The sequence below is a fragment of the uncultured Mailhella sp. genome, assembly GCF_947631555.1.
Lineage (GTDB): Bacteria > Desulfobacterota > Desulfovibrionia > Desulfovibrionales > Desulfovibrionaceae > Mailhella.
Genome location: NZ_CANRLT010000012.1, coordinates 17,365 through 38,384 on the forward strand (window position 1 = coordinate 17,365; position 21,020 = coordinate 38,384).

Genomic DNA, 21,020 nt, shown 5'->3' on the forward strand with positions numbered 1-21,020 from the left:
AGTGCCGTTTATCACCCTTGTGCAGCGCAAAGCCTTCATGAGGTAAGATACAGGCTTCCGCACTCTGCAGAGGTGAACGCCACCTTGTCCTTGCCCAGGCCCAGGCGCTCCCAGTGCCGGCGCAAGATTCCACGGTCGCCGTAGAAAAAACCCTGACAGCGTGCCGGAAGCTCCAGATGGACAGCCTGCCCGCCCTGTTCCCGCATCAGGCATTCCACCGTATGAAGCAGCGCCCTGGCCTGCACCATCGCTCCCAGTGCGGGGTGACGCGGCCCGGCCAGCAGCGAGGTGTCGAAGGCTGCTTCGGGCGCGACGGCAAGGCGGATGACGGGCACACCTGCAGCCCAGGCCGAAGCCAGGGCACGTCCCAGAGTGTCCACGGTTTCGTTCATGGGCCAGGGGCGGTAATTCCCTTCGCGATACCAGCGGGCAAGCACGGTTCCTTCGGGAACCAGGCAGGGATAAAAGCGCAGGCAGGACGGCTCCTCCGCCAGAGCCATGTCCACATCACGCAGAAAAAGTTCGGGGGTGCTCCCCGGCATACCGGGCAGAAGCTGTATGCCCAGTTCGAACCCCGCCTTCCGTACTGCACGGCAGCTCTGAAGCGCTGTTTTGCCGTCGTAGCCCCGCCGTGAACGCGCCAGCGCGCTGCTGTCAAAGCTCTGAACCCCAAGCTCGATGAGCGAGAGGCCGTGTTTCCGCACTTCGTCCAGCACCGTGCCGGACAGGGCGTCCGGCCGTGTGGAGCAGCGGGCGCAGCGCACGAGTCCGCACTCGCGCATACGGTCGAGAAAGTCCAGGCAGATTTGGCGTTCGTACGCGTCAAGCGCCGTGAACGTGCCACCGTAAAAGGCCAGTTCGCAGTCGCCGGAGGAAAAAGCTTCGACACGCCGTCCAGCCTCTTCCAAAATGACGGGAAGCCGCACGGCGTGCGCGCCTGTCTGACGATCCTGCGCACAGTAGACACAGCGCCCTGGACAGCCGGAAAAAGGAAGAAAAACCGGCACGATGGCAGCGGCTCTGCGCGAGCGCACGTCTACGGGAAAACAATGTTTTTCTACCTTGACACCGGCTGGCTGCGGCATTTTTCCTTTCCTCTCGAAAAACTCTTGATGTTCTAATCGGTTGAAACTAGAATAGCAAGTTACCTATTCTGCGCTCTCCGGCGCGTATCCTGAAAAGGAGTCCTTATGCCTGAAGAACCCTGCATTTTCTGCCGTATCGCGCGCGGGGACATCCCCTGTGCGAAGATATACGAGGACGATGCCGTCCTTGCCTTCCTTGATCTTGCCCCTGTCCACCCTGGACACGCGCTGGTCATTCCGAAGGTTCATTATGCCAACCTGCTGGAATTTCCCAGCGAGCTTGCCCCCGCGGTGTTCTCAGCTCTGAAGAAGGTGGGCGCGGCGGTCATGGAAGCCACTGGAGCTTCCGCGTTCAACGTCATGCAGAACAATGGCCTTGCCGCGGGGCAGACAGTATTTCACATTCACTGGCACATCATCCCCCGTTTCGATGGAGACGGACTTGCCATGTGGCCGCAGGGCGGCTACGCCACGCCCGCCGATATGCAGGACATGGCCGCCCGTGTGATTTCACATCTCAAAAAATAAGCCGTCCAGGAGGATCTCTGCCATGAACAAAGCGCTTACCAAGGCCGACATCATTGAAACTGTATACAATCACAGTGAACTCAGTCTGAACCGTTCCGAAGTAAAGAACGTCATCGAAAATATGCTGCAGATGATGAAGCGGGCCATAAAGAAGGACGAGGCCTTGCTCATCAGCGGCTTCGGCAAGTTCGAGGCCTATGACAAGAACGCCCGCAAGGGCCGCAATCCCCAGACGGACGAGTCCATCACTCTGCCGCCGCGCAAGGTTGTGGTCTTCCGTCTTTCCCGCAAGTTCCGTGCGGAACTCAACGGAGAACAAGCCTAGTTTTGTCGCGGAAGCGCCTTTTCTCTCCGGCGTGAGAATGTTCCGCCAGAACTATGGGCAAGGTTTAAAAAAAAAGGATGGCATGATGGCAGTCATGTCATCCTTTCTTTTTTTGTTTCCATGAAAAAGGGTGCAGTTTTTTCGCCGGAATGCCCTCATCAAAAAGTTCTTTGTGGTTTGAGACGTCCCCCCTTCAGGGGAAAAGAGTAGTTGATAAAACGGCGAAGCCGATGAAATCCTTTTCCGTACCCTCTCCCTCCCTTAACCGCCGGAGGCGCGAGCGTCAGCGAGCTGATAGCGAAGGCGGCGTGTTTGTCCGGCTCTGCCGGCAAACATGGTTACGCCGCCGAAGCGGGGAAAGTCGCGCGAGCGTCAGCGAGCTGATAGCGAACGTGTTTGTCCGGCTCTGCCGGCAAACATGGTTACGCCGCCGAAGCGGGGAAAGGAGGGGCAATCCGCACGGCCCCCTATCCGCCGGTTGCGGAGTCAGTCGGCGGATGGGGGCGACTGTGGATTGAAACATTTTTTAATCGTGTACAAACACGCCTGGAGAAAGACCGTTGGTCCTGGGAAGGAACTCCGTGGAGCTTTATCATTTCCCACGGCGTTGTCGCTGCCAGACGCAGACGAAACGCCGCCGCAAGGTTAGATGACCTTGTTGAGACTGTACTCGAGGATGCCTTCCGCGCCCATGGCGTGGAGCTGCGGCACGAGGTCGCGCACGACGCTGGTGTTGACCACGGTTTCGAGGGACACCCAGGCCGGATCCCGCAGTGCGGCGACGGTGGGGGAATTTAATGCGGGGAGCAGTCCGAGGATGTCGTCCAGACGGGCCGTTGGGGCGTTCATCTTGAGGCAGACAAGGCTTTCGGCGCGCAAGGCTCCCTGAAGCAGGAGGTCGATCTGTTCGATTTTTCTGCGTCCGCTGGGATCGTTCCATGCGTCCCGATGCGCGATGAGCACGGTATTGCTGGCCATGACTTCATCAATGACGCGCAGGTTGTGCGCACGGATCGTGGTTTCGGTTTCGGTCACTTCCACGATGGCGTCGGCCAGACCTTCCACGACTTTGGCTTCCGTGGCGCCCCAGGAATAATTGATGTGGACGTTCACGCCTCGGGCTTCGAAATAGCGGCGGCTCACACCCACAAGCTCGGTGGAGACGCGCCTGCCTTCGAGGTCGGCGGCGCACTGGTACGGCGAGTCGCTGGCCACGGCCAGAACCCAGCGGGCCTTGCGGTTGGACACCTTGGAATAGACCAGATCGGAAACGATCACCACGGGGCTGTCGTCCTCCGGGCCGCCGTACTCAACGCCGCGCTCCTCCAGCCAGTCCTTGCCCGTCAGGGCCACGTCGAGAATGCCGTTCTGGATGTATTCGGGAATCTCCTGGACACGGCACAGACGCGCCGTCAGTTCAGGGTCGTTAATTTCGGGGAAATAGTTGCGGACATGCTTATGGATCTTCCATCCGGCCTTTTCGAGAAGGGCGATGGTTGCTTCTTCCAGAGAACCTTTGGGGATACCGAGTTTGAGCTGGGACTTCATAGGAACGCCTCTTATTTGTGATATACTTTTTCGGGATCGAAGAGCTGCGGGCAGCAGATCTCCGCATCGGCGCCGTCCGGCAGGAGACGGCGGAAAAAACAGCTCCGGCGGCCCGTATGGCACGCAGCGCCGCCGACCTGCTCAACTTCCAGAAGCACGGCATCGGCATCGCAATCCAGGCGGATGGCCTTTACCTTCTGGACATTGCCGGAGCTTTCGCCCTTATGCCAGAGCTTCTGGCGGCTGCGGCTCCAGTAGTGAGCCTCGCCCGTGGACAGTGTGGCCTGCCACGCCTCCTCGTTCATCCACGCCAGCATGAGCACCTCTCCGCTGGCGGCGTCCTGGGCGACGGCGGCGATGAGGCCGTGGGATTTGGAAAAATCAGGGACAAAATCAGAAGATGGTATGAACATGATATCCTCGCAGGCGCAGGGAAAAGCGCCTCAATGATGAATGCAGGGCAGGGTCTACCTGGCAAAGCCGACGGCACGGCGCTCCCGGATGACCGTGACCCGAATCTGGCCGGGATAGGTGAGGTTTGCCTCAATCCTGGAGGCGATATCCTTGCAGAGCAGATAGGTGCTGTTGTCATCAACGTTTTCGGAATTGACGATGACGCGTAGTTCGCGGCCAGCCTGGATAGCGTAGGATTTTGTTACGCCTTCAAAGGAATCCGCAATATTTTCGAGATCTTCCAGCCGCTTGACGTAGTTTTCCAGAAGCTCCTTACGGGCACCGGGACGCGCCCCCGACAGAGAGTCTGCCGCCTGCACGAGCACGGCCAGCGCCGTTTCAGGGTGTACGTCCTCGTGATGGGCGGCTATGGCGTGAACAATGTCCTTGCCCTCGCCGTATTTCTTGGCTATGTCCGCCCCGATGACCGCATGGGAGCCTTCCACCTCGTGGTCCACGGCCTTGCCGATGTCGTGCAGCAGACCGGCGCGCTTGGCGCGTTTGACATCCATACCCAGTTCCGCGGCCATCATGCCGCACAGAGCGGACACTTCCAGTGAATGCTGAAGCACGTTCTGGGTAAAACTGGTGCGGTATTTGAGCTGGCCAAGAAGGCGCACCACGTCCGGGTGTATGCCGTGGACGCCGGCATCGAAAGTGGCCTGTTCGCCCACTTCCCGAATCTGGCCTTCCAGTTCCTGCTCGCATTTATGCACGATGTCTTCGATGCGGGCCGGATGGATGCGGCCGTCCTGAATGAGGCGTTCCAGTGCCATGCGGGCCACTTCGCGGCGTATGGGGCTGTAGGCGGAGAGAATGACCGTTTCAGGCGTGTCGTCGATGATGAGATCCACGCCTGTGGCGGCTTCCAGCGCACGGATATTGCGGCCCTCACGCCCGATGATGCGGCCCTTCATGTCTTCGCTGGGCAGGGAGACGGCCGTCACGGTCTGCTCGCTTACATAGTCGCCGGCGTAGCGCTGTATGGCGCAGGCCAGAATTTCCTTAGCCTTGCGATCCGCTCCCTCACGGGCTTCGGTTTCAATGACGCGCATCATCTTGGCGGCCTCGTGGCGGGTCCGAGCCTCGATGTCCTCGAAAAGGCGCTTTCGGGCTTCTTCCACCGTAAGGCCGGACACTTCCTGAAGGCGGCGTTCCTGCTCGTCGAGCTTATCTTCAAGCAGCTTTTCCTTGCCGGCAAGAACGCGCTCGCGCTGGGTCTGCTCCTTTTCCTGGGCAAGGATTTCGTGCTCTTTCTGCGTGATGCGCTCCATCTTCTCTTCCATGCGGTCACTGATGTCCTGGAGCTTCTTTTCACGGTTCTTGAGGGCGCGTTCCTGATCCTTGTACTCGCTTTCCAGCGCTTTTTTCTGCGTAAAGACCTCGTTCTGGCCCTGGAGCAGGATTTCCTTTTTCTGCGCCTGCGCTTCCTTGCGCGCTTCATCCACAATACGCTGAGCCAGGCTCTTCGCTTCGCCAAGTTCCCGGCTGGTCAGATAACGCTGTATGAACACGCCCGCAGCGAGGCAGATGACGCCTGCCGCGGCTGCGGCGTAAAAAACGATAGTATCCATGATGATCCCTGTTCTATGTTGACGGGGGGCTGCCCCCGATACAAACGCGGAAAGGCCGCGACCGAAAGGCGGCCTGCCGGCATACGGGCGACAGAAGAAAAGAAGAGCGTGAGCGACGGAAAGTTATCGGTCTGAAAGACCCCGGATTGCCGTGAAGCCGCTGGCACGAGACCTGGAGTCTCCAGGTGGGCGCCTGTCTGGGACTTCAGGCTGCCCTCAGCGAGGGTATGCACACCATCCCATGAGTCTGGCTCCCTTATAATACTAGTGAGGCCGGCGCAAGCGGATACTCCTCGAACAATCCAGGGAATAGGAAGACAGGCCAATCGTCAGTCCCGCGGAGCGGAACCCGCCGGAGCCTGTTCAAGGTCTTTCAAAGAACGTAAAAGTTTATCGATCGTATGTTCCGTCTGTCCAGTCTGCTCCTTCAGCTGCAGAAAATCATCGGCGATACCGATGAGGCATATCGCCAGCAGGCATTCTTTCCCCAGAGGCCCACCTTGAGCCTTCATCTGTCCGTACAGCTTCTCGACATAGGCCCTGGCCCGTTCCACGCGTTCAGAGCCGGCTTCGGTCCGAAAGGAGACCTTGAGATCGAAGAGGTCAAGATGGTAGCTGTGCATGCCGAAGACCCGCCTTCTCCGTTACTGTTCGCTCGGCTGCTCGGCGGAGGGCAAGGCGGCTTGGATGCGGTCAAGCAGAGAATCCATCCTCTGGACGGCCTGAATCCGAACGTCACGCTCGCTGTTGAGCTGTTCCTGAACTTCATCGGAAGCCATCTGCGCCAGTTCGAGATCGTCGCGTAAATGGGCTTTCTCGTCCTGCAGCTTCTGGTTTTCCTCTCGAAGGCGGCCCAATTCCTTGATGAGGGCATCGATCCGCTGTTCCAGAAGATCCAGTTTTTCCATAACGTCTATCTCCTTAAAGAGCGGGGCGGGAAGCCCGGCTCTCGGCAGTTTGGTTAAGCCGGATATGCCGGCACATGGGAAAACGGGGTGGAAAAAAGAAGTTGTCTTTTCTTCCACCTTTTCTTTTTGATAAGCTATGGCGCGATAATGAGCAAGTGCCTGGAGCGTGGATTTGGGGGCGCGGCGGCAAAAAAAATGAGGCGCGATTTAATGGAATTCAGTTCCCCCCCTGCGGCGTACAGGCCCTTTGCCAGGCGTCCGCAACTTTTGGCGTCCGCCTTGAAGCAGTGTCTTTCTTGCGGGAAAGGAGCGCTTCTGGAGCATCCTTTCGGCTGTCAGGCGTTCAGGGCCGGTTCAGACGATTTTTGCCGAGAAGACAGGTTACTTCGTAGGGTATGGTGTTCCACCAGCCCGCAAGATCCTGGGCACTGACGGCGTTGCCGGGTCCGCCAAGGACGTAGACATCATCCCCCGGGGCGGGAAGGCGGCCAGCGGTTGAAAGCGCGGTCAGATCAATGCAGGTCATCTGCATGGCCACGCGGCCCAGCACGGGCACACGCTCCCCGTTGACACACATGCAGGTCTGTGGAGAGGGGCTGCGGCGGTAGCCGTCGGCGTAGCCTATGCCCACCCAGCCCACCATGCGCTCATCGGGAGCGATATACGCACGGCCGTAGCCCAGGCTTTCCCCGGCGTGCAGGGGATGGACGCTGAGCAGGGGCGCGCTGACTTCCATGACGGGCAGCAGCCCCCTTCCTTTTTCTTCGCGGGTAGTGCCGAACAGAGGATTGTAGCCGTAGAGCGAGAGCCCGGGACGGCAGAGGTCTCCGGAAATTTCCGCATGGCAGAGCAGCCCCGCGGTATGGCCCAGAGAGCAGCGCATATCGGGAAAGCGCCGGCGCAGGATGTCCGCCGCACGGGAGAAGATTTCGGCCTGGCGCCGGGTATAGGCATCCTCTTCAGGTTCGTCCGCCACAGAGAAATGTGAGAGCAGGGCCAGGGGTGACAGCGTGGGATGCTCCGTCAGGAATGCCGAAACCGTTTCCATGTCGGAGAGGGGGAAGCCCAGACGTCCCATGCCGGTATCAACCTTGAGGGCGATGTTCATGGGTGCGTCTTCGGTGTTTTGTGAGGCGGCGAAGCGCAGCCCTTCCCAGTTATGGATGAGCGGAGCCACGTTTTTCCCGCGTGCCACACGCAGGGCGCCGGTGTCGAAGTTCAGGCCGAGAAGCGCCACGATACACCCCTGAAAACCGCTCTCCCGCACGGCTGCGCCCTCCTGAAGCGTACCCGTGGCCACCCAGTCTATGCCAAGGCCGGACAGCTCTGCGGCGGCGCGGATCGCTCCGTGCCCGTAGGCATCGGCCTTGATGACGGGCATGAGTGTCTTGCCTTCGCGCTGCAGCAGCCTGACGTTGTGGCGGAAGTTGTCCCAGTTCATCCGGACACGGCAGAGAGATTCCATGAAAGCGACTCCTGAAGGGGAAAATTTTTTAGGCTCACGAACGGGGTGGCGGGGGCTTTTTTTCATGAGCGTTGTATGATATGGAAACGCAGACAACGGGATGGCCGTACGTCGTTCCTGAAGTGTCTCCATTGCTGTTTGCTACCGCCTCTTCGTCCGTCTTGCAACCCTGGAACTGCCGTGTTTTTCTTCAAGAAGCCGTTTTCGGCCCTGTGTCGCCTTCTTCTGCTGTTGTTGACCGTATGGATATGCACCTCCTCTCCGCTTTTGGCCGCTGAAGTGGGGGAGCAGTCCTCTTTGCGCACAAAGGGCGAGGATCCGTGGACGCTCAACGCCGACCATCTGGTCAGCCTGGATGACGGCGTTATTGTGGAGGCCGCGGGGCATGTGCTGCTCCAGCGAGGCAGTGATTACCTCAAGGCCGACTTTGCCCGCTATTATACGGCGACCAACTGGATCTACCTCAAGGGCCATGTGGAAGCGCGCATGGGGCGCGACATGCTGAGTGCCACAGAAGCCGAGTTCGATGTCTCTGCACGTACCGGCTGGCTGACAAACGGCTCGATTTTCATCGCCGGACCGCACATGTACGTTTCCGGCGAGAAGGTGGACAAGCTCTTCGGGGATCGCTACGTCTTCCAAAACGCCAAAGTCACGGCCTGCGACGGCGATCTTCCGGCATGGTCTCTGAGTACCGACCGTGCCGAGATTGAGATCGACGGCTATGCCAAACTTTATCATTCCACGCTGAATATTCTGGATCAGCCTTTGGCCGGGTCTCCCTTCCTGGTGCTGCCTGCCAAGACCACGCGGCAGTCCGGCCTGCTCATTCCCGATTTTGGCTACAGCAGCATGAACGGCGGCTTTTTTTCTTTGCCGTACTACCATGTCATTGACCAGAGCCGCGACCTTACTCTGACAGGTACCTACATGGGCAAGGTGGGCTTCATGCCCAGCCTTGAATACCGGTCTCATCCCAGGGTGCAGGACAAGACATGGCTGGCTCTCGATGTTCTGTATGACAGCCATACCTTCACTTCGGAACGGGACGACCCGGTGAATGAAAAAGACCGCAAGATCAATACGCGGAAGGAGCGCTACTGGCTGCGCGGCATGGGGGATGGCTATATCGGGGATTCCGGCTGGCGCTACCGCTATAACCTGGACTATGTCTCCGATCAGAACTTCCTGAGTCAGTTTCGCGACAGGTACACCGGATTCAATCGCTCCCGTGACGCCATGTTTGACACCTTTGGCCGGGACATTCAGGAAGTGGACAAGAACCGTGTGAGCGAAGGCTTTCTCTATAAGGAATGGGATCGCTTCATGCTGTCTCTGGGCTTCCGCTATGAAGAGGATCCATCGCTGGGTCACGGCAACGTGCCCCACAGCGAAGATACTCTCGTTCAGCGCATCCCCTTGAATCTGTACCTGTTCAAGGGGAGGCTGCTGGAAGATCTGCCGCTTGAGGCACAGGCGGAAGTCTCCACGGCGTATGAGTATCGCGTTAAGGGAGTGCGCGGCCTGCGTACCGAGCTTCATCCCGAGCTCACGCTGCCCGTGTACCTGCCGGGGGCCTCGCTGCTCCTGAACGGCGGCGTGCGTCATACTCTGTACAACAGCAGTTCCCTGCCGCTGAATGAAAGGAACGTCTGGACGCGGGGAAGCGGCAATAAGGATCGCACTCTTCCCGATGTTTCGGTTACGGCCTTCACTCAGCTTTCCCGTGTCTGGGATCTGTCCGAACGAGCGCCTGCACCCGTGAAGGAGAACGTGGGCGAGAGCGCGATTACCGGACTGCGCCACCGTATGCAGCCTCGGATCACCTACGGCTGGATTCCCGAAGAAGATCAGAGCATGAATCCGTTCTTCGAGGCCATGGACCGCATCCGGCCTTCGCAGCAGCTGCGCATGTCTCTGACGAACATTTTCACGACGCGCCGTTCCTCAGTGTCCGGGAGCAAGGGGTCGTATAAGGAGCGTATCAGCTATGCCGATCCGCTGCGCTGGGAAGCGGCTCTGGGCTATGATCTTGAGGAGGATCGCCGTGAGAAGTTCCGCGATGTTTATGAGCGCCGCCCCTTCACGGATTTTTACTCCAGTCTTGAATTTTCTCCCCTGCAGTGGTTCAGTCTGTGGAACCGCCTGTATGTGTCCATGTACGGAGATGGCATCACCCGAAGCGATACGGGCGCTTCACTCAGAAACAGGCGCTGGGGGGCCTGGAGCCTGTCCTACAGCACCCGCAATCCCTACTATAACTACCTTGATGAAATGAAACGTGACCGCGTCAGCGATATGCGATTTACCAGAGAGCGGAGACTTCTGACCAATACATTTACCTTTACGCCTTTCAAAAGTGTCCGTCTTTACTATTTGACGACGGATAATCTTGTGACCAGGGAAAATTATGAACGCCGCTTCATTGCGGGCTACTATCATCAGTGTTTCCACCTTATCGGTATGATACACAGCAAGGGCAAGGAAAATTCCTATCGAGTCATTCTCGAACTGCCCGGTTTGAATTTCTAGGAGTGAGCATGGTAGTCCGGCTTGCCTGCGGAGCCCTTCAGGGCGTGGATGCCTTCCGGGTTGATCTGGAAGTAGACTGCCGCCGTCAGGGGATGCCGTCCTTCGTCATGGTGGGGCTGGCCGAAGGCGCAGTGCGCGAGTCCCGTGAGCGGGTGTTCAAGGCACTGCAGAACTCCGGCTTCCATATGCCGCCTTCGCGCATCACGGTAAACCTTGCCCCCGCGGACAGGCGCAAGGAGGGCTCGGCCTACGATCTGCCGCTGGCGCTGGGGCTGCTGGGCGCTTCAGGGCAGCTCCCCGGCGAGGCTCTCGAGGGCTGGTTTTCGGCGGCGGAACTTTCTCTGGACGGTAGGCTCAAACCCGTGCCGGGCGTCCTGCCGCTGGCACTGCTGGCTCGAGCGGAAAAGGCGCGCGGTTTGCTGGTCGCGCCGGAGAATGCGCGGGAAGCGGCCCTGGTGGAGGGCGTGCCGGTCTTTGCGCCGTCCACGCTGGGGGAGGCCGCGGCCTTCCTTGCGGGCCGGGCCGCGCTGGAGCTTGTACCATCGCAGCCGGGAGAACGGCGGGAAGCGTCCTTCCTCGATTTTGCCGATGTCAAGGGGCAGGAACAGACCAAACGCTGTATGGAGATTGCCGCGGCCGGAGCGCACAACATCCTGCTCATCGGACCTCCAGGCAGCGGCAAGACCATGCTGGCCAGCCGTCTTCCGGGCATACTTCCGCCGCTGAGCTTCGAGGAGTCGCTGGAAGTCACCAAGATTTACAGCGTGGCGCGTCTGCTCGACGACCGGGGACTCATGATGGAGCGTCCCTTCCGCACCCCGCATCACAGCGATTCCAGCGTGGCCATCATCGGCGGAGGCGTTCCTCCCCATCCCGGGGAGGTCAGCCTTGCCCATCGGGGCGTGCTGTTTCTGGACGAACTTCCCGAATTTCAGAGACAGGCGCTGGAAGTCCTGCGGCAGCCTTTGGAGCAGGGGAGCGTGACCATATCCCGAGCTGCCTACTCCGTTCAGTATCCCGCGGACTTCATGCTCGTTGCGGCCATGAATCCCTGTCCCTGCGGCTACAGTACCGACCCCAGGCACACCTGTACATGTACGCCCACGGCGCTGGCCCGTTACCGGGCGCGTCTTTCGGGTCCGCTTCTGGATCGTATCGACATCCATGTGGAAGTGCCCGCCGTTCCTTACGAAGACCTGCGCGCCGGGCGCACGGGAACATCTTCATGTGAGATGCGCGAGCGGGTGATGCGAGCCAGAGAGGTTCAGAGACTCCGCTACGCGGGGACGCCCTGCCGTACCAACGCAGATCTTGCCGGAGCGCTTCTGGAAGAACACTGCCGCCTGGGTGATGAGGAACAGAAATTTCTGGGGAACGCCGTAGACGCACTGGCACTTTCGGCCCGCGCCTACACGCGCATTCTGCGCCTTGCGCGCACCATCGCCGACCTTGAAGGCTCGGAAGCTATCCGCCTGCCTCATGTGGCCGAAGCCGTGAGCTGCCGCGTCCTCGACAGGGAGCGGATATGAGCGCTGCGCTGTCCGTGTTCTGGCTTCTCGCGGGGACGCTGGGACTTTTCTTCGGCGTGGCCAACGACATCTTTCATGCTCCCTTTGCCGTTCTGCTCTATCCGGCTGCACTCTTCGTCCTTGCCATGCGTTCCGCTTCGCCCTTTCGTCTGGGCTGGCTGACGGGCATCCCCGGAGCCGCGCTGTCCCTGTTCTGGATTGCCGTGGCCGCACATCTTTACGGCGGTTTCCCCTGGCTGCTGGCAGCACCCTGTTCCGTACTCCTCGGCATGTATGTGGCCTTGTGGGGCGGGATTTTCGCCTGGATCATGGCGCATTGCCGTGCCTTTTCGGTCTGGCGGCGCTGCCTTGCTGCCGGTCTTCTCTGGTATGCTCTGGAATGGTGCCGCGGCTGGTTCGGCTCCGGCTTCCCCTGGCTAGGGCTCTCTTCCGGTCTGGCTGCATGGCCGCTGTGGATGCAGCCTCTCAGTGTGCTGGGGGCGTATGGGTATTCCGGCTTGCTTGCCGCACTGTCCTGCCTGTTCTGCGAGGCTTTGGGGCTGTCTCACGGGGCGGAGCCGAAGATTGGGCGGGGCAGGGCTGCGGCTCTGGCTGCGGCATTGGGCATACTGCTTCTGCTCTTCGGTTTCGGGCGCTGGCGCATGGACAGGGTGGCCGCAGAACTGGCCGCTGAGGGCGAGCCTGTGGTGGTGTCCCTGATCCAGGGCAACGTGCGTCAGGACCTGAAATGGACACGGGACTACCAGTGGAACACGCTGCAAAAGTACATGGCTCTGAGTTCGGAAGCCGTGAAGCGGGGAACAAGCGCCGGCGGCCGCGCGGAGCTTCGGGATGCGGCCGTGGCTGCGCTGGGGCGTCCCTTCGGCGCGTCCGGCGGGGATACGTCTCTGGGAGGTGTGCCCGAACTTCTGATCTGGCCGGAGACCTCGATGCCGTTCATCTACGGACGCAGCCCGTGGGACGTTGCACTGCGCTCCTTTGCCCGCGAGCTGCGCGTTCCGCTGATTTTCGGTTCCCTGGGCACACGGGGCACGGAAGAATCTCCTGTTCTATATAATCGCGCCAGCCTCATCGATGCCGCGGGCCGGGACGCCGGAGCCTACGACAAGGAACATCTCGTGCCCTTCGGAGAATACCTGCCGCCGGTGCTGGACTGGAAACTGTTCGAGCCGCTGCTTCAGGGGCTGGGCGGCTTTGCTCCGGGCGGACGGAAGCCTCTGTTTGAGCTGAAGGCCGAAGGCCGACCCGCCGTGCTTACGGGTATGCTCATCTGCTACGAAGCCATCTTTCCGGAGCTGGCTCGCCAGCGCACGGCAGACGGGGCACAGCTTTTGGCGAACATCAGCAACGATGCCTGGTACGATCGCACGGCCGCGCCGGTGCAGCACCTTCAGCTTGCGGCCATGCGTGCAGTGGAGCAGGGAAGGTATCTGGCGCGGGCCACCAACACGGGCATAAGTGCTTTTATTGATCCTCTGGGCGGCATACATATGCCGGACGCCCCGGATCGCGCCCTCTTCACCGACACCTGGCTCACCGGAAAAGTGCTTGCCTTGAGCAGGCATACACCGTATTTCTATGTCCACCCCTGGCTGCCCGTGCTGGCGCTGGCTCTTCTGGCGGCGCTCTGGCGGGGAACGCTCCGCAAAAGGCGGTTCTGACTGCCCGCATGTTCAAAACAAAAGGAAAACGCAATGCTTCAACTGGCTGAACTCCGTTCCCGCTGCAACGCCCTTGCTGAACAGTTTCAATCCCTCTGGGGGCGTCTTTGACCTGCCCTCGCGGGAGGCGCGTCTTCAGGAGATAGAAACGCTCATTTCCAGCCCGGAGGCCTGGGCGGATCAGGAAAAACTCACGCCCGTGCTCAGGGAAAAAAGCCGTGTGGAAGCGGAAGTCGCCCGCTACCGGGAACTCAAGGCCAGCTATGATGACATGGAGGAATGCCTCGGCATGATCTCGGGCGAGGACGATGAGTTTCTCGAAATGCTCGACGAGCAGAGCGCCCAGCTTGAAAAGCTGCTTCAGGAAACGGAAATGACCGTCCTGCTCGGCGGCGAGGCCGACAGGCTGGACGCGCTTCTGGACATCCACCCGGGGGCCGGGGGCACAGAGGCTCAGGACTGGGCGGAGATGCTGGAGCGTATGTACCTGCGCTGGGCAGAACTCCATCACTTCAAGACGGAGATCGTGGATTATCTTCCGGGCGATGAGGCCGGCATCAAGTCCGTGACCATCCGTATCCAGGGAGACAACGCCTACGGGCTGCTGCAGGGAGAAAAGGGCATACACCGCCTCATCCGCATTTCTCCCTACGACGCTTCCGGCCGCCGCCATACGTCCTTCGCCTCGGTGGATCTCATCCCCGATGCCGGAGAAATCCTCACCGTGGACATCAAGGAAAGCGATCTGCGCATTGATGTGTACCGTTCGTCCGGGGCGGGCGGCCAGCATGTGAACAAAACGGAATCGGCCGTGCGCATCACCCACCTGCCCACGGGCATAGTGGCACAGTGCCAGAACCAGCGCTCTCAGCAGAGCAACAGGGAAAGTGCCATGCGCGTACTCAGGGCACGGCTCTACGCCTACGAGCAGAGCAAGCGCGATGCCGCCCGTCAGGCCGACTACGCGGGCAAGGACGCCATCGCCTTCGGCAGCCAGATCCGTACCTACACCCTTCAGCCCTATCGCCTTGTGAAAGATCACCGCACCGGCTGCGAATGCGGGGACGTGGACGCCGTGCTCAATGGGGAGATCGACGCCTTCCTGCGTGATTATCTGCTGTACCGGCACACCCGCACACAGCGATGAGGGTTGAAATTTCTTGCCTAAGAGAGCGATTCAAGGTATAGAAGAAAACGTTGCGCCCTGTGTCTGCAGAAAAAACATGGGGCGTATGCATTGTCCGGAGGCGCATCGGCAAAAGCGGAAGTTTCGCTTTCTGCCCTGACCAGTCCTCGGACGGGACGCCTCCGGCGTTCGCGTCGCAGTTTACATTCTACACCGCTGCCGCAGCGGGTTTTTGTATCGCGGAGAAGTCATGAACAAGAGCGAACTTATTAAAAATCTTGCCGAACAGTCCAATCTTTCCCTCGATCAAGCCACCGTCGTTGTGAATACCTTCGTGGACTGTATGAAGAACGCGCTCATGGATGGCGGCCGCGTGGAAATCCGCGGCTTCGGGAGTTTTAAGATTAAGGAATACGGCTCCTATGCCGGGCGCAATCCCCGCACGGGTGTTCGGGTTGAGGTCAGCCCCAAGCGTCTGCCCTTTTTTCGCGCTGGAAAGGAACTCAAGGAATACCTCAACGACCAGGAACAGGTATAGCGCCACAACGCCGAAAGAGGGATCCGCACATTCTCTCCGCCAAGCCCCGGAACGCCTGAACACCGAAGGTCGGCTGTCCGGCAGCGGAGCGGCGGGCGTCCACAGGCACTTTTATCTGTCGAGGTGCTGGATGTTCTGGCGCGCCGCAAAACGCAGTGTGCCCGGTTGGAAGCCGTGGGAGGCTGTTTTCTCTTTCCGCTTGAAAGAATACGGATTTCGGTTTAAGCACAGGCATGAGGATATGTAGCGTTGGAGTCAGCTTCATGCCGAAATGGTTTCCTGCCCTGATCGCGCTGTCTGGTCTGATCGGCCTGGTAGCATTCTTGTGCCTGTCGAACGCCGGAATCACTCCTTCCGGCCAGATGGCGGAAGCGTTTTCCACTCCCCTGTACCATTGGGGAGAGGTCAGGGGGCAGACCATAGAACTCTGGGGCAACGGCGATGATTTGAAGCGCCCGTACCTGCGCAAGGCGGTCGAACGCTACCAGGAAAAAACCGGCAATACCGTACATGTGGTGAATTGTTCGCGTACTGAACTGAAGAAAAGGCTGAAGGCCGCCTTCGCGGGAGACGGCACGGCTGAACAGCCCGATGTTCTGCTCAGCTTCGGCGGGGTGAACCTTGAACGGCTGAATCCCGACGCCAATTTTTACGACTTCACGGCCGCGCCGTGGGTGGAAGACCTTACGGACACGGCCCTTACTCAAACCATCTTCAACGGCAAGGTCATTGGTCTGCCTTACTGGGAAGCCTCAATTTCCGGTATCCTCTACAATAAGGAACTGTTTCGGCAGTACGGGATCAGGGTTCCGCGCACCCAAAAGGAGTTCCTCGAGGTCTGCGAAACGCTGCTGCGGCACGGTGTCACACCCGTATACCTGCCCTACGCGGAACCGACAATGTTCGTCTATCAATTCCCGATGGACAGCATACTCCGCGATCATCGTGTCCTCAAAGCCCTGAACGAAGGCAGGCTGAGCTACGCTGACCTTCCCGGCATGGGGGAAATCGTGGACTGGTACCGCCTGATGGCCGAAAAGGGCTGCTTCGGAACCGATTACATCGGGAACGGCTGGGACGGCATGGATCCCGCCATGCGCAGCGGCCGTTACGCCATGATGCTCTGCTGGGATACCTGGCTGTACACGGATTTCACCGGCGATCCCTCCAAATTCGGCATCATGCCAGCCTTTGTCGGCGTTCCCGAACAGGGCACGTTTGAAGGCCCCAACCTCGCACTACTCATCGCCAACAGGCACAGCCCGCGGCTGGAGGCCGTCATCGACTTCATTACCTTCATCGCCGACCCTTATAATTACAATGTCACGCTGTCCGGCATCTATACCGCACCGGTATTCAAGAACCAGATCGGCAGCATCTCTACGCCGCAGTACAGTGAAAAGCAGCAGGAGATCGAAAAGCTCTACTGCGATTCCACGGCATGGACGCGCGTCCGGGGCTTTTCTCAGGCGGACGCCACCTACATCCAGCGCCATATGAGAGATCCGGGATACGATACGCAGGCGTGTCTTCGGGACATGGAAGCCTCGCGGCGGCGGAATGCGGCGCAGGGAGAAGTCCATGCTGAGTAGGCTGCTCGTCGGACGGGTCGGGAAAAGGCTTTTTTTTTCCGTACTCCTGCTGGTCTGCATCAGCGCCTTCGGCGGTCTTGTGGGAACCTACGTCCGCGCCTTCAACCGTCAGTTCACCGAAGAAAGCTCGATGCGGCTCGCGGAAGTCTCGGATACCATCGTTGCGCACCTGACCACGGTGATCAGCGACACGCAGACCATGCTGCGTATCGCTTCTCAGGCCGTTTCCAGCATCGGGACGCCTGAAGCCCGGCTCGAATACCTCAGCGAGATAGCCGACCAGTTCGGCTTCGTCTATCTCGGCTATGCGGGCCGCGACGGTATGCTGCACGCCACGGTTCCGTCGGAATCCCGCTCCGTGGCCGGAACGGACAGCTTTCAGGCCGCCCTGCGCGGTGAATCCACAGTTTCCGACCAGATCCGCAAGATCTTTACCTACCATGCCGCCAGCGGCATCCTTATCACGGTTCCCCTGGAGCTGGACGGAGAGAGGGGCGCGCTGACCGCCATGCTGGAAACGCGGAAGCTGCGGGAGGGACTGAAGCTGGAGAGCTTCGGCAAGGAAAGCCGCTCGTACATCATCAATCCCAAGGGCACCGTCATCATGCGCGCCCGCAGCATGGACCTGGGGAATCTGTTCATCGCCATGTCCAACGTGACCTTCGCCGGCGGCAGCATCGAGAGCTTCATCGACAGCATACTTCACAGACAGCGGGGCCTGTCGAGCTATATCGACCTTGCCCAGCACCGGCAGTTCATCTATTATCAGCCCCTGAGCTTCAACAACTGGACGGCCATCACCATCGTTCCCGAAAGCGCCGTACTTTCGGCGCGGGCCATCGACATGACCCGCGAACTGGCCTTTGTCGGGACGGGGCTGGTTCTGCTGTTCATGGGTATCACATTCTGGGCCCTGCGCGCTTACAGGCAGTCACAGGAAAGCAGGATCGCCATGGACGCGAAATCCGCCTTCCTCGCCAACATGAGCCATGAGATCCGCACCCCCATGAACGTGGTCGTGGGGCTGAGCGAGATCATGCTGCGCGAAGACATGCCTTCGGAGCAGCGGGAGCGCCTTGTCAGCATTCTCAACGCCGGCAAGGGGCTGCTTACCATCATTGACGACATCCTTGACCTCACCAAGATCGAGTCGGGCAAGTTCGCCATTATTGACGAACCCTACGCCTTGGAAACCGTACTCAACGATGTGACGACCATCGCCGCCATGCGCATCGGGCACAAGCCGGTGCTGTTCTGCACGGAGCTGGATCCCGCACTGCCGCGCGGGCTTGTGGGTGACATGGGACGCGTCAAGCAGGTACTCATCAATATCGTAGGCAACGCCGTCAAGTTCACCGAGAGGGGGTCCGTGCGGCTTATCGTCGGCGGGGAACGCAGAGGCGGAAACTGGCAGCTTTGCATGGAAGTACGGGACACGGGCATTGGCATCCGCAGCGAAGACCTCGACAAGCTGTTCATCAGTTTCAATCAGGTCGATACCAGGCGCAACAGCAAGATCAAAGGCACCGGTCTGGGGCTGGCCATTTCGCGCAAGCTCTGCGAAATGATGGGCGGAACGATCAGCGTTTCCAGCGTGTACGGGCAGGGCTCATCCTTTGTGATGACTTTTCCGCAGGGCATAGACGACAAGACTCCGCTGCTCGCGCCGCTGCCCGAAGGCGTGTCCCTGCTTCTGTGCGAGGCCAGCGAGACCATGCGCGCTGTCGAAGCCGAGGCGCTTCAGCGTGCGGGAGCCGTCTGCGAGTTCTGCGAGACGCCCGAACAGTTCAGCGAACGCCTGCAAAGCGGGAGCTTCACCCACGCGCTGGCCCCCCGCGCCGTCCTGCGCGGTCTGGAAGAGCCGGAAGGCGTGCGTTTCATCGGTCTTCTTGGCATTCAGGACGGTGCACTGCTCGGCATGGAAGGCACCAACGTCTATCAGCCGCTGTTTGCGCTTCAGCTCCCGCGCGCACTGGATTTTGACGGCGAAGCGCCTGCCGTGCGTGCCGGGCTGGGAAAGGAGGTCAGAGAGCCGCTGCCCTTCGTTTCCATCCTCATCGTCGATGACAACGAGATCAACGTCGAAGTCGCGGAAGGCCTGATGGCAGTCTACGGTATGCGCATGGATCACGCCTTTTCCGGAGCCGAAGCCCTGAAAGCCGTACAGGAGCACGACTACGACCTTGTGTTCATGGACCACATGATGCCCGACATGGACGGTGTGGAAACCACCCAGCGCATACGCGCTCTGCCCGATGCCAAATACCGCGACCTGCCCATCGTGGCGCTTACCGCCAACGTGACGCTGGAGATGCGGCGGCTGTTCTTTGCCAACGGATTCAGCGGTTTTCTTGCCAAACCCATAGAGACCAGCGCCCTTGACCGGCTGCTCAGAACGTGGCTCAAGGACATCAACGACCGCAGGGCCGCCGAGGAGAAGGCGAAGGGCGTTCAGCCCGCAGGAGATACTGCGGCACAGGCGTGTTCTCCCGAACGTCCTGAAGCACGGGATGGCGAAGCTTCCGACTCCGTGACGCCGTGCCTTGTCGCTTCTGCCGAGGGGGAAAGCGTTCCGGCAGCCGTGGATTCTCACGGCGGCGCCCGCACCTAGACGGTCACGGCAGATTTTTCCGCAAAATTCGCTCCAGACGGGGAACGTTGCCCTTTGCGGGGTGTACCCGTTGCCTTCAGTGCGTATGCGGTCCGGCCAGCGGATGGGTATGGGTGTGGGTATGCGTGCGGCAGTCGGGAAGGCGCTGAATCTTGCCATCGGAGATGGTCAGCCAGGCGGAGGAACAATCCGCCAGAAAATCCCCGTCGTGGGAAATGACGATGCGGGCCGTGTCCAGCCCCCGCAGGATGTGCAGGAGCCGTTCCCGCGCTTCCGGATCCAGGTCGTTGGTGGGTTCGTCCAGAAGCAGCGCCTGCGGACGCATGGCCAGCACTCCGGCCAGGGCTACCAGCTTTTTTTCTCCGCCGGAAAGCCGGTGGATCGGCCGTGAGGACAGGTGTCCTAGCCCCAGCATGCCGAGGGTCTGTTCCGCCCGCTGCCGTGCGGCGTCGGGAGGCATTTCCAGATTCAGCGGGCCGAAGGCCACGTCTTCCAGCACAGTGGGGCAGAAGAGCTGATCGTCCGCGTGCTGGAACATCATGCCCACTGTGCGGCGAAGGGCACGGAAGTCCTTTTCCGTGCGCAGGGCGCGTCCCCGCAGGAGTACCTGCCCGGACGAGGGCGTACACAGTCCCGTGATGAGGCGAAAGAGCGTGGTCTTGCCCGCTCCGTTTGGTCCGTACAGGCCGAGCTGTTCGCCCGCGTGCAGTTCCAGCACGGCCTCATGGAACAGTTCCCGCCCGGCGGGATAGGCAAAGGATACATGATCCAGCGTCACAAGGGCTTCGTCAGCCACAGCATACCTCCGGGAACAGATCATACAGCGCCACCAGCGCCAGCGCGGGGACGAACAAACCCGCGAACACGAAATCCCGCCCGCGGGCGCGGAAGCGGGCGGCGGAGCGGAAATGTCCGGCAAAGCCCCGCAGCAGCATGGCTTCATACACCCGCCGCGAGCGATCCAGCCCCCGCACCAGCACCATGCCGAGCTGATAGCCGAGAGTGCGGTAGGTGTGCAGACTGGTGTGCGGCACGAAGCCCCGCAGCCTGGCGGCCGTTCCCAGCCGTTCCCATTCGTCCGCCAGAACGTGCAGAAAGTGAAAGGTGAACAGAATCAGAAAGACCAGCTTCGCGGGCACGCGCAGTCCTTCCAGGGCCTGCCCCGCCACGGGCGCGTCCATGCCGCCGAGCAGGGCCTGAAAGAGCAGGAACACGGCGTTGGCCTTGAGCGTTGCCAGAAACGCCAGTTCCACCCCCCTGCGGCTCACGCTGAGCGGCCCAAAGCGGGCCAGAGCCTCACCTCCGGCGGTGAGCGGCACCAGCAGCCACAGGAAGGCGATGAAGCCGTTGAGCAGCACCAGACGCCGCCCCAGCCCGGCTGAAGCACCGCCCGTCGTGAGCAGGAGCGCCAGCGTCAGCCCGGCACAGGCCGCCTGCGGGGTGTGCAGTATGGCCAGCACAACGGAACCCAGAGCTGCGGCCAGAAGCCGCAGCCGCGGATCCAGGCTGTCCCACGGGGACACGGTCTTTTGGGCTTCCCGCATA

The 21,020-nt window shown here is 60.3% G+C and carries 18 protein-coding genes and 1 other RNA gene; 9 read left to right on the top strand and 10 right to left on the bottom strand.

Annotation, left to right across the window (positions count from 1 at the left end):
• Window positions 1–35 precede the first annotated feature (35 nt).
• Window positions 36–1,085, bottom strand: a complete 1,050-nt coding sequence (locus Q0Z94_RS02970) for a radical SAM protein (RefSeq protein WP_298067535.1) — start codon at window positions 1,083–1,085, stop codon at window positions 36–38.
• 105 nt (window positions 1,086–1,190) lie between these two features.
• Here Q0Z94_RS02970 and Q0Z94_RS02975 point away from each other — a divergent pair, with 105 nt between their 5' ends.
• Both Q0Z94_RS02975 and Q0Z94_RS02980 read left to right on the top strand, forming a co-directional pair.
• Window positions 1,191–1,613 carry an HIT family protein gene (locus Q0Z94_RS02975; RefSeq protein ID WP_298067536.1) on the top strand — a complete coding sequence of 141 codons (423 nt, stop codon included), beginning with the start codon at window positions 1,191–1,193 and terminating at the stop codon, window positions 1,611–1,613.
• Window positions 1,614–1,635: 22 nt separating this feature from the next.
• Window positions 1,636–1,938: an integration host factor subunit alpha gene (locus Q0Z94_RS02980; protein ID WP_298067537.1), complete on the top strand. Its 303-nt coding sequence runs from the start codon at window positions 1,636–1,638 to the stop codon at window positions 1,936–1,938.
• 645 nt (window positions 1,939–2,583) lie between these two features.
• On the opposite strand, the gene hisG is transcribed toward Q0Z94_RS02980, so the two are convergent.
• The 7 genes from hisG to alr form a co-directional block, all read right to left on the bottom strand.
• On the bottom strand, window positions 2,584–3,486 hold the full coding sequence (gene hisG / locus Q0Z94_RS02985; RefSeq protein WP_298067538.1) for an ATP phosphoribosyltransferase: 903 nt from the start codon (window positions 3,484–3,486) through the stop codon (window positions 2,584–2,586).
• An 11-nt stretch (window positions 3,487–3,497) separates the two neighbouring features.
• Entirely contained in the window at window positions 3,498–3,899 is a 402-nt protein-coding gene (hisI, locus tag Q0Z94_RS02990; protein ID WP_298067539.1) for a phosphoribosyl-AMP cyclohydrolase, read from the bottom strand.
• A gap of 54 nt (window positions 3,900–3,953) precedes the next feature.
• The gene (rny, locus tag Q0Z94_RS02995) at window positions 3,954–5,513 is read right to left on the bottom strand and encodes a ribonuclease Y (protein WP_298067540.1); all 1,560 of its coding nucleotides are present in this window, start codon (window positions 5,511–5,513) and stop codon (window positions 3,954–3,956) included.
• Between the two features lie 134 nt (window positions 5,514–5,647).
• A non-coding RNA gene (gene ssrS, locus Q0Z94_RS03000) (6S RNA) lies at window positions 5,648–5,825 on the bottom strand.
• Between the two features lie 17 nt (window positions 5,826–5,842).
• Entirely contained in the window at window positions 5,843–6,136 is a 294-nt protein-coding gene (locus tag Q0Z94_RS03005; protein WP_298067541.1) for a cell division protein ZapA, read from the bottom strand.
• Window positions 6,137–6,157: 21 nt separating this feature from the next.
• Window positions 6,158–6,421 (bottom strand): cell division protein ZapB, encoded by a 264-nt coding sequence (gene zapB / locus Q0Z94_RS03010; RefSeq protein WP_298067542.1) that lies wholly within the window; start codon window positions 6,419–6,421, stop codon window positions 6,158–6,160.
• A gap of 343 nt (window positions 6,422–6,764) precedes the next feature.
• Window positions 6,765–7,886, bottom strand: a complete 1,122-nt coding sequence (gene alr, locus Q0Z94_RS03015; RefSeq protein WP_298067543.1) for an alanine racemase — start codon at window positions 7,884–7,886, stop codon at window positions 6,765–6,767.
• Between the two features lie 297 nt (window positions 7,887–8,183).
• Here alr and lptD point away from each other — a divergent pair, with 297 nt between their 5' ends.
• The 7 genes from lptD to Q0Z94_RS03050 all read left to right on the top strand — a co-directional run bounded on the left by lptD (window position 8,184) and on the right by Q0Z94_RS03050 (window position 19,475).
• Window positions 8,184–10,418, top strand: a complete 2,235-nt coding sequence (gene lptD, locus Q0Z94_RS03020; RefSeq protein WP_298067544.1) for an LPS assembly protein LptD — start codon at window positions 8,184–8,186, stop codon at window positions 10,416–10,418.
• Between the two features lie 8 nt (window positions 10,419–10,426).
• Window positions 10,427–11,947, top strand: coding sequence for a YifB family Mg chelatase-like AAA ATPase (locus Q0Z94_RS03025; protein ID WP_298067545.1), 1,521 nt, complete (start codon window positions 10,427–10,429; stop codon window positions 11,945–11,947).
• On the top strand, window positions 11,944–13,608 hold the full coding sequence (lnt, locus tag Q0Z94_RS03030) for an apolipoprotein N-acyltransferase (RefSeq protein WP_298067546.1): 1,665 nt from the start codon (window positions 11,944–11,946) through the stop codon (window positions 13,606–13,608). Before Q0Z94_RS03025 ends, lnt begins: the two co-directional genes overlap by 4 nt.
• A gap of 33 nt (window positions 13,609–13,641) precedes the next feature.
• A protein-coding gene (gene prfB / locus Q0Z94_RS03035) for a peptide chain release factor 2 (RefSeq protein ID WP_298067547.1) occupies window positions 13,642–14,755 on the top strand; the annotation gives its coding sequence in 2 pieces (ribosomal slippage) (window positions 13,642–13,716 and window positions 13,718–14,755; 1,113 coding nt in all).
• Between the two features lie 229 nt (window positions 14,756–14,984).
• Window positions 14,985–15,272 carry an HU family DNA-binding protein gene (locus Q0Z94_RS03040; protein ID WP_298067548.1) on the top strand — a complete coding sequence of 96 codons (288 nt, stop codon included), beginning with the start codon at window positions 14,985–14,987 and terminating at the stop codon, window positions 15,270–15,272.
• Between the two features lie 263 nt (window positions 15,273–15,535).
• Window positions 15,536–16,864 carry an ABC transporter substrate-binding protein gene (locus tag Q0Z94_RS03045; RefSeq protein WP_298067549.1) on the top strand — a complete coding sequence of 443 codons (1,329 nt, stop codon included), beginning with the start codon at window positions 15,536–15,538 and terminating at the stop codon, window positions 16,862–16,864.
• On the top strand, window positions 16,854–19,475 hold the full coding sequence (locus tag Q0Z94_RS03050) for a hybrid sensor histidine kinase/response regulator (protein ID WP_298067550.1): 2,622 nt from the start codon (window positions 16,854–16,856) through the stop codon (window positions 19,473–19,475). Before Q0Z94_RS03045 ends, Q0Z94_RS03050 begins: the two co-directional genes overlap by 11 nt.
• 76 nt (window positions 19,476–19,551) lie before the next feature.
• Here the strand turns inward: Q0Z94_RS03050 and Q0Z94_RS03055 are convergent, their stop codons facing one another.
• Both Q0Z94_RS03055 and Q0Z94_RS03060 read right to left on the bottom strand, forming a co-directional pair.
• Window positions 19,552–20,271 (bottom strand): energy-coupling factor ABC transporter ATP-binding protein, encoded by a 720-nt coding sequence (locus tag Q0Z94_RS03055; protein ID WP_298067551.1) that lies wholly within the window; start codon window positions 20,269–20,271, stop codon window positions 19,552–19,554.
• The gene (locus Q0Z94_RS03060) at window positions 20,264–21,019 is read right to left on the bottom strand and encodes an energy-coupling factor transporter transmembrane component T (RefSeq protein WP_298067552.1); all 756 of its coding nucleotides are present in this window, start codon (window positions 21,017–21,019) and stop codon (window positions 20,264–20,266) included. The genes Q0Z94_RS03055 and Q0Z94_RS03060 overlap by 8 nt, the downstream gene beginning before the upstream one ends.
• Window position 21,020: the final 1 nt, after the last annotated feature.

Bases quoted from the DNA above. Each gene is read 5' to 3' on its own strand.
- Q0Z94_RS03025 (WP_298067545.1), top strand. From the start codon at position 10,427: ATGGTAGTCCGGCTTGCCTGCGGAGCCCTTCAGGGCGTGGATGCCTTC.
- Q0Z94_RS03040 (WP_298067548.1), top strand. From the start codon at position 14,985: ATGAACAAGAGCGAACTTATTAAAAATCTTGCCGAACAGTCCAATCTT.
- Q0Z94_RS03045 (WP_298067549.1), top strand. From the start codon at position 15,536: ATGCCGAAATGGTTTCCTGCCCTGATCGCGCTGTCTGGTCTGATCGGC.
- hisI (WP_298067539.1), bottom strand. From the start codon at position 3,899: ATGTTCATACCATCTTCTGATTTTGTCCCTGATTTTTCCAAATCCCAC.
- rny (WP_298067540.1), bottom strand. From the start codon at position 5,513: ATGGATACTATCGTTTTTTACGCCGCAGCCGCGGCAGGCGTCATCTGC.
- Q0Z94_RS02975 (WP_298067536.1), top strand. From the start codon at position 1,191: ATGCCTGAAGAACCCTGCATTTTCTGCCGTATCGCGCGCGGGGACATC.
- Q0Z94_RS02970 (WP_298067535.1), bottom strand. From the start codon at position 1,085: ATGCCGCAGCCAGCCGGTGTCAAGGTAGAAAAACATTGTTTTCCCGTA.
- Q0Z94_RS03060 (WP_298067552.1), bottom strand. From the start codon at position 21,019: ATGCGGGAAGCCCAAAAGACCGTGTCCCCGTGGGACAGCCTGGATCCG.
- zapB (WP_298067542.1), bottom strand. From the start codon at position 6,421: ATGGAAAAACTGGATCTTCTGGAACAGCGGATCGATGCCCTCATCAAG.
- lnt (WP_298067546.1), top strand. From the start codon at position 11,944: ATGAGCGCTGCGCTGTCCGTGTTCTGGCTTCTCGCGGGGACGCTGGGA.
- alr (WP_298067543.1), bottom strand. From the start codon at position 7,886: ATGGAATCTCTCTGCCGTGTCCGGATGAACTGGGACAACTTCCGCCAC.
- Q0Z94_RS02980 (WP_298067537.1), top strand. From the start codon at position 1,636: ATGAACAAAGCGCTTACCAAGGCCGACATCATTGAAACTGTATACAAT.
- Q0Z94_RS03050 (WP_298067550.1), top strand. From the start codon at position 16,854: ATGCTGAGTAGGCTGCTCGTCGGACGGGTCGGGAAAAGGCTTTTTTTT.
- Q0Z94_RS03005 (WP_298067541.1), bottom strand. From the start codon at position 6,136: ATGCACAGCTACCATCTTGACCTCTTCGATCTCAAGGTCTCCTTTCGG.
- hisG (WP_298067538.1), bottom strand. From the start codon at position 3,486: ATGAAGTCCCAGCTCAAACTCGGTATCCCCAAAGGTTCTCTGGAAGAA.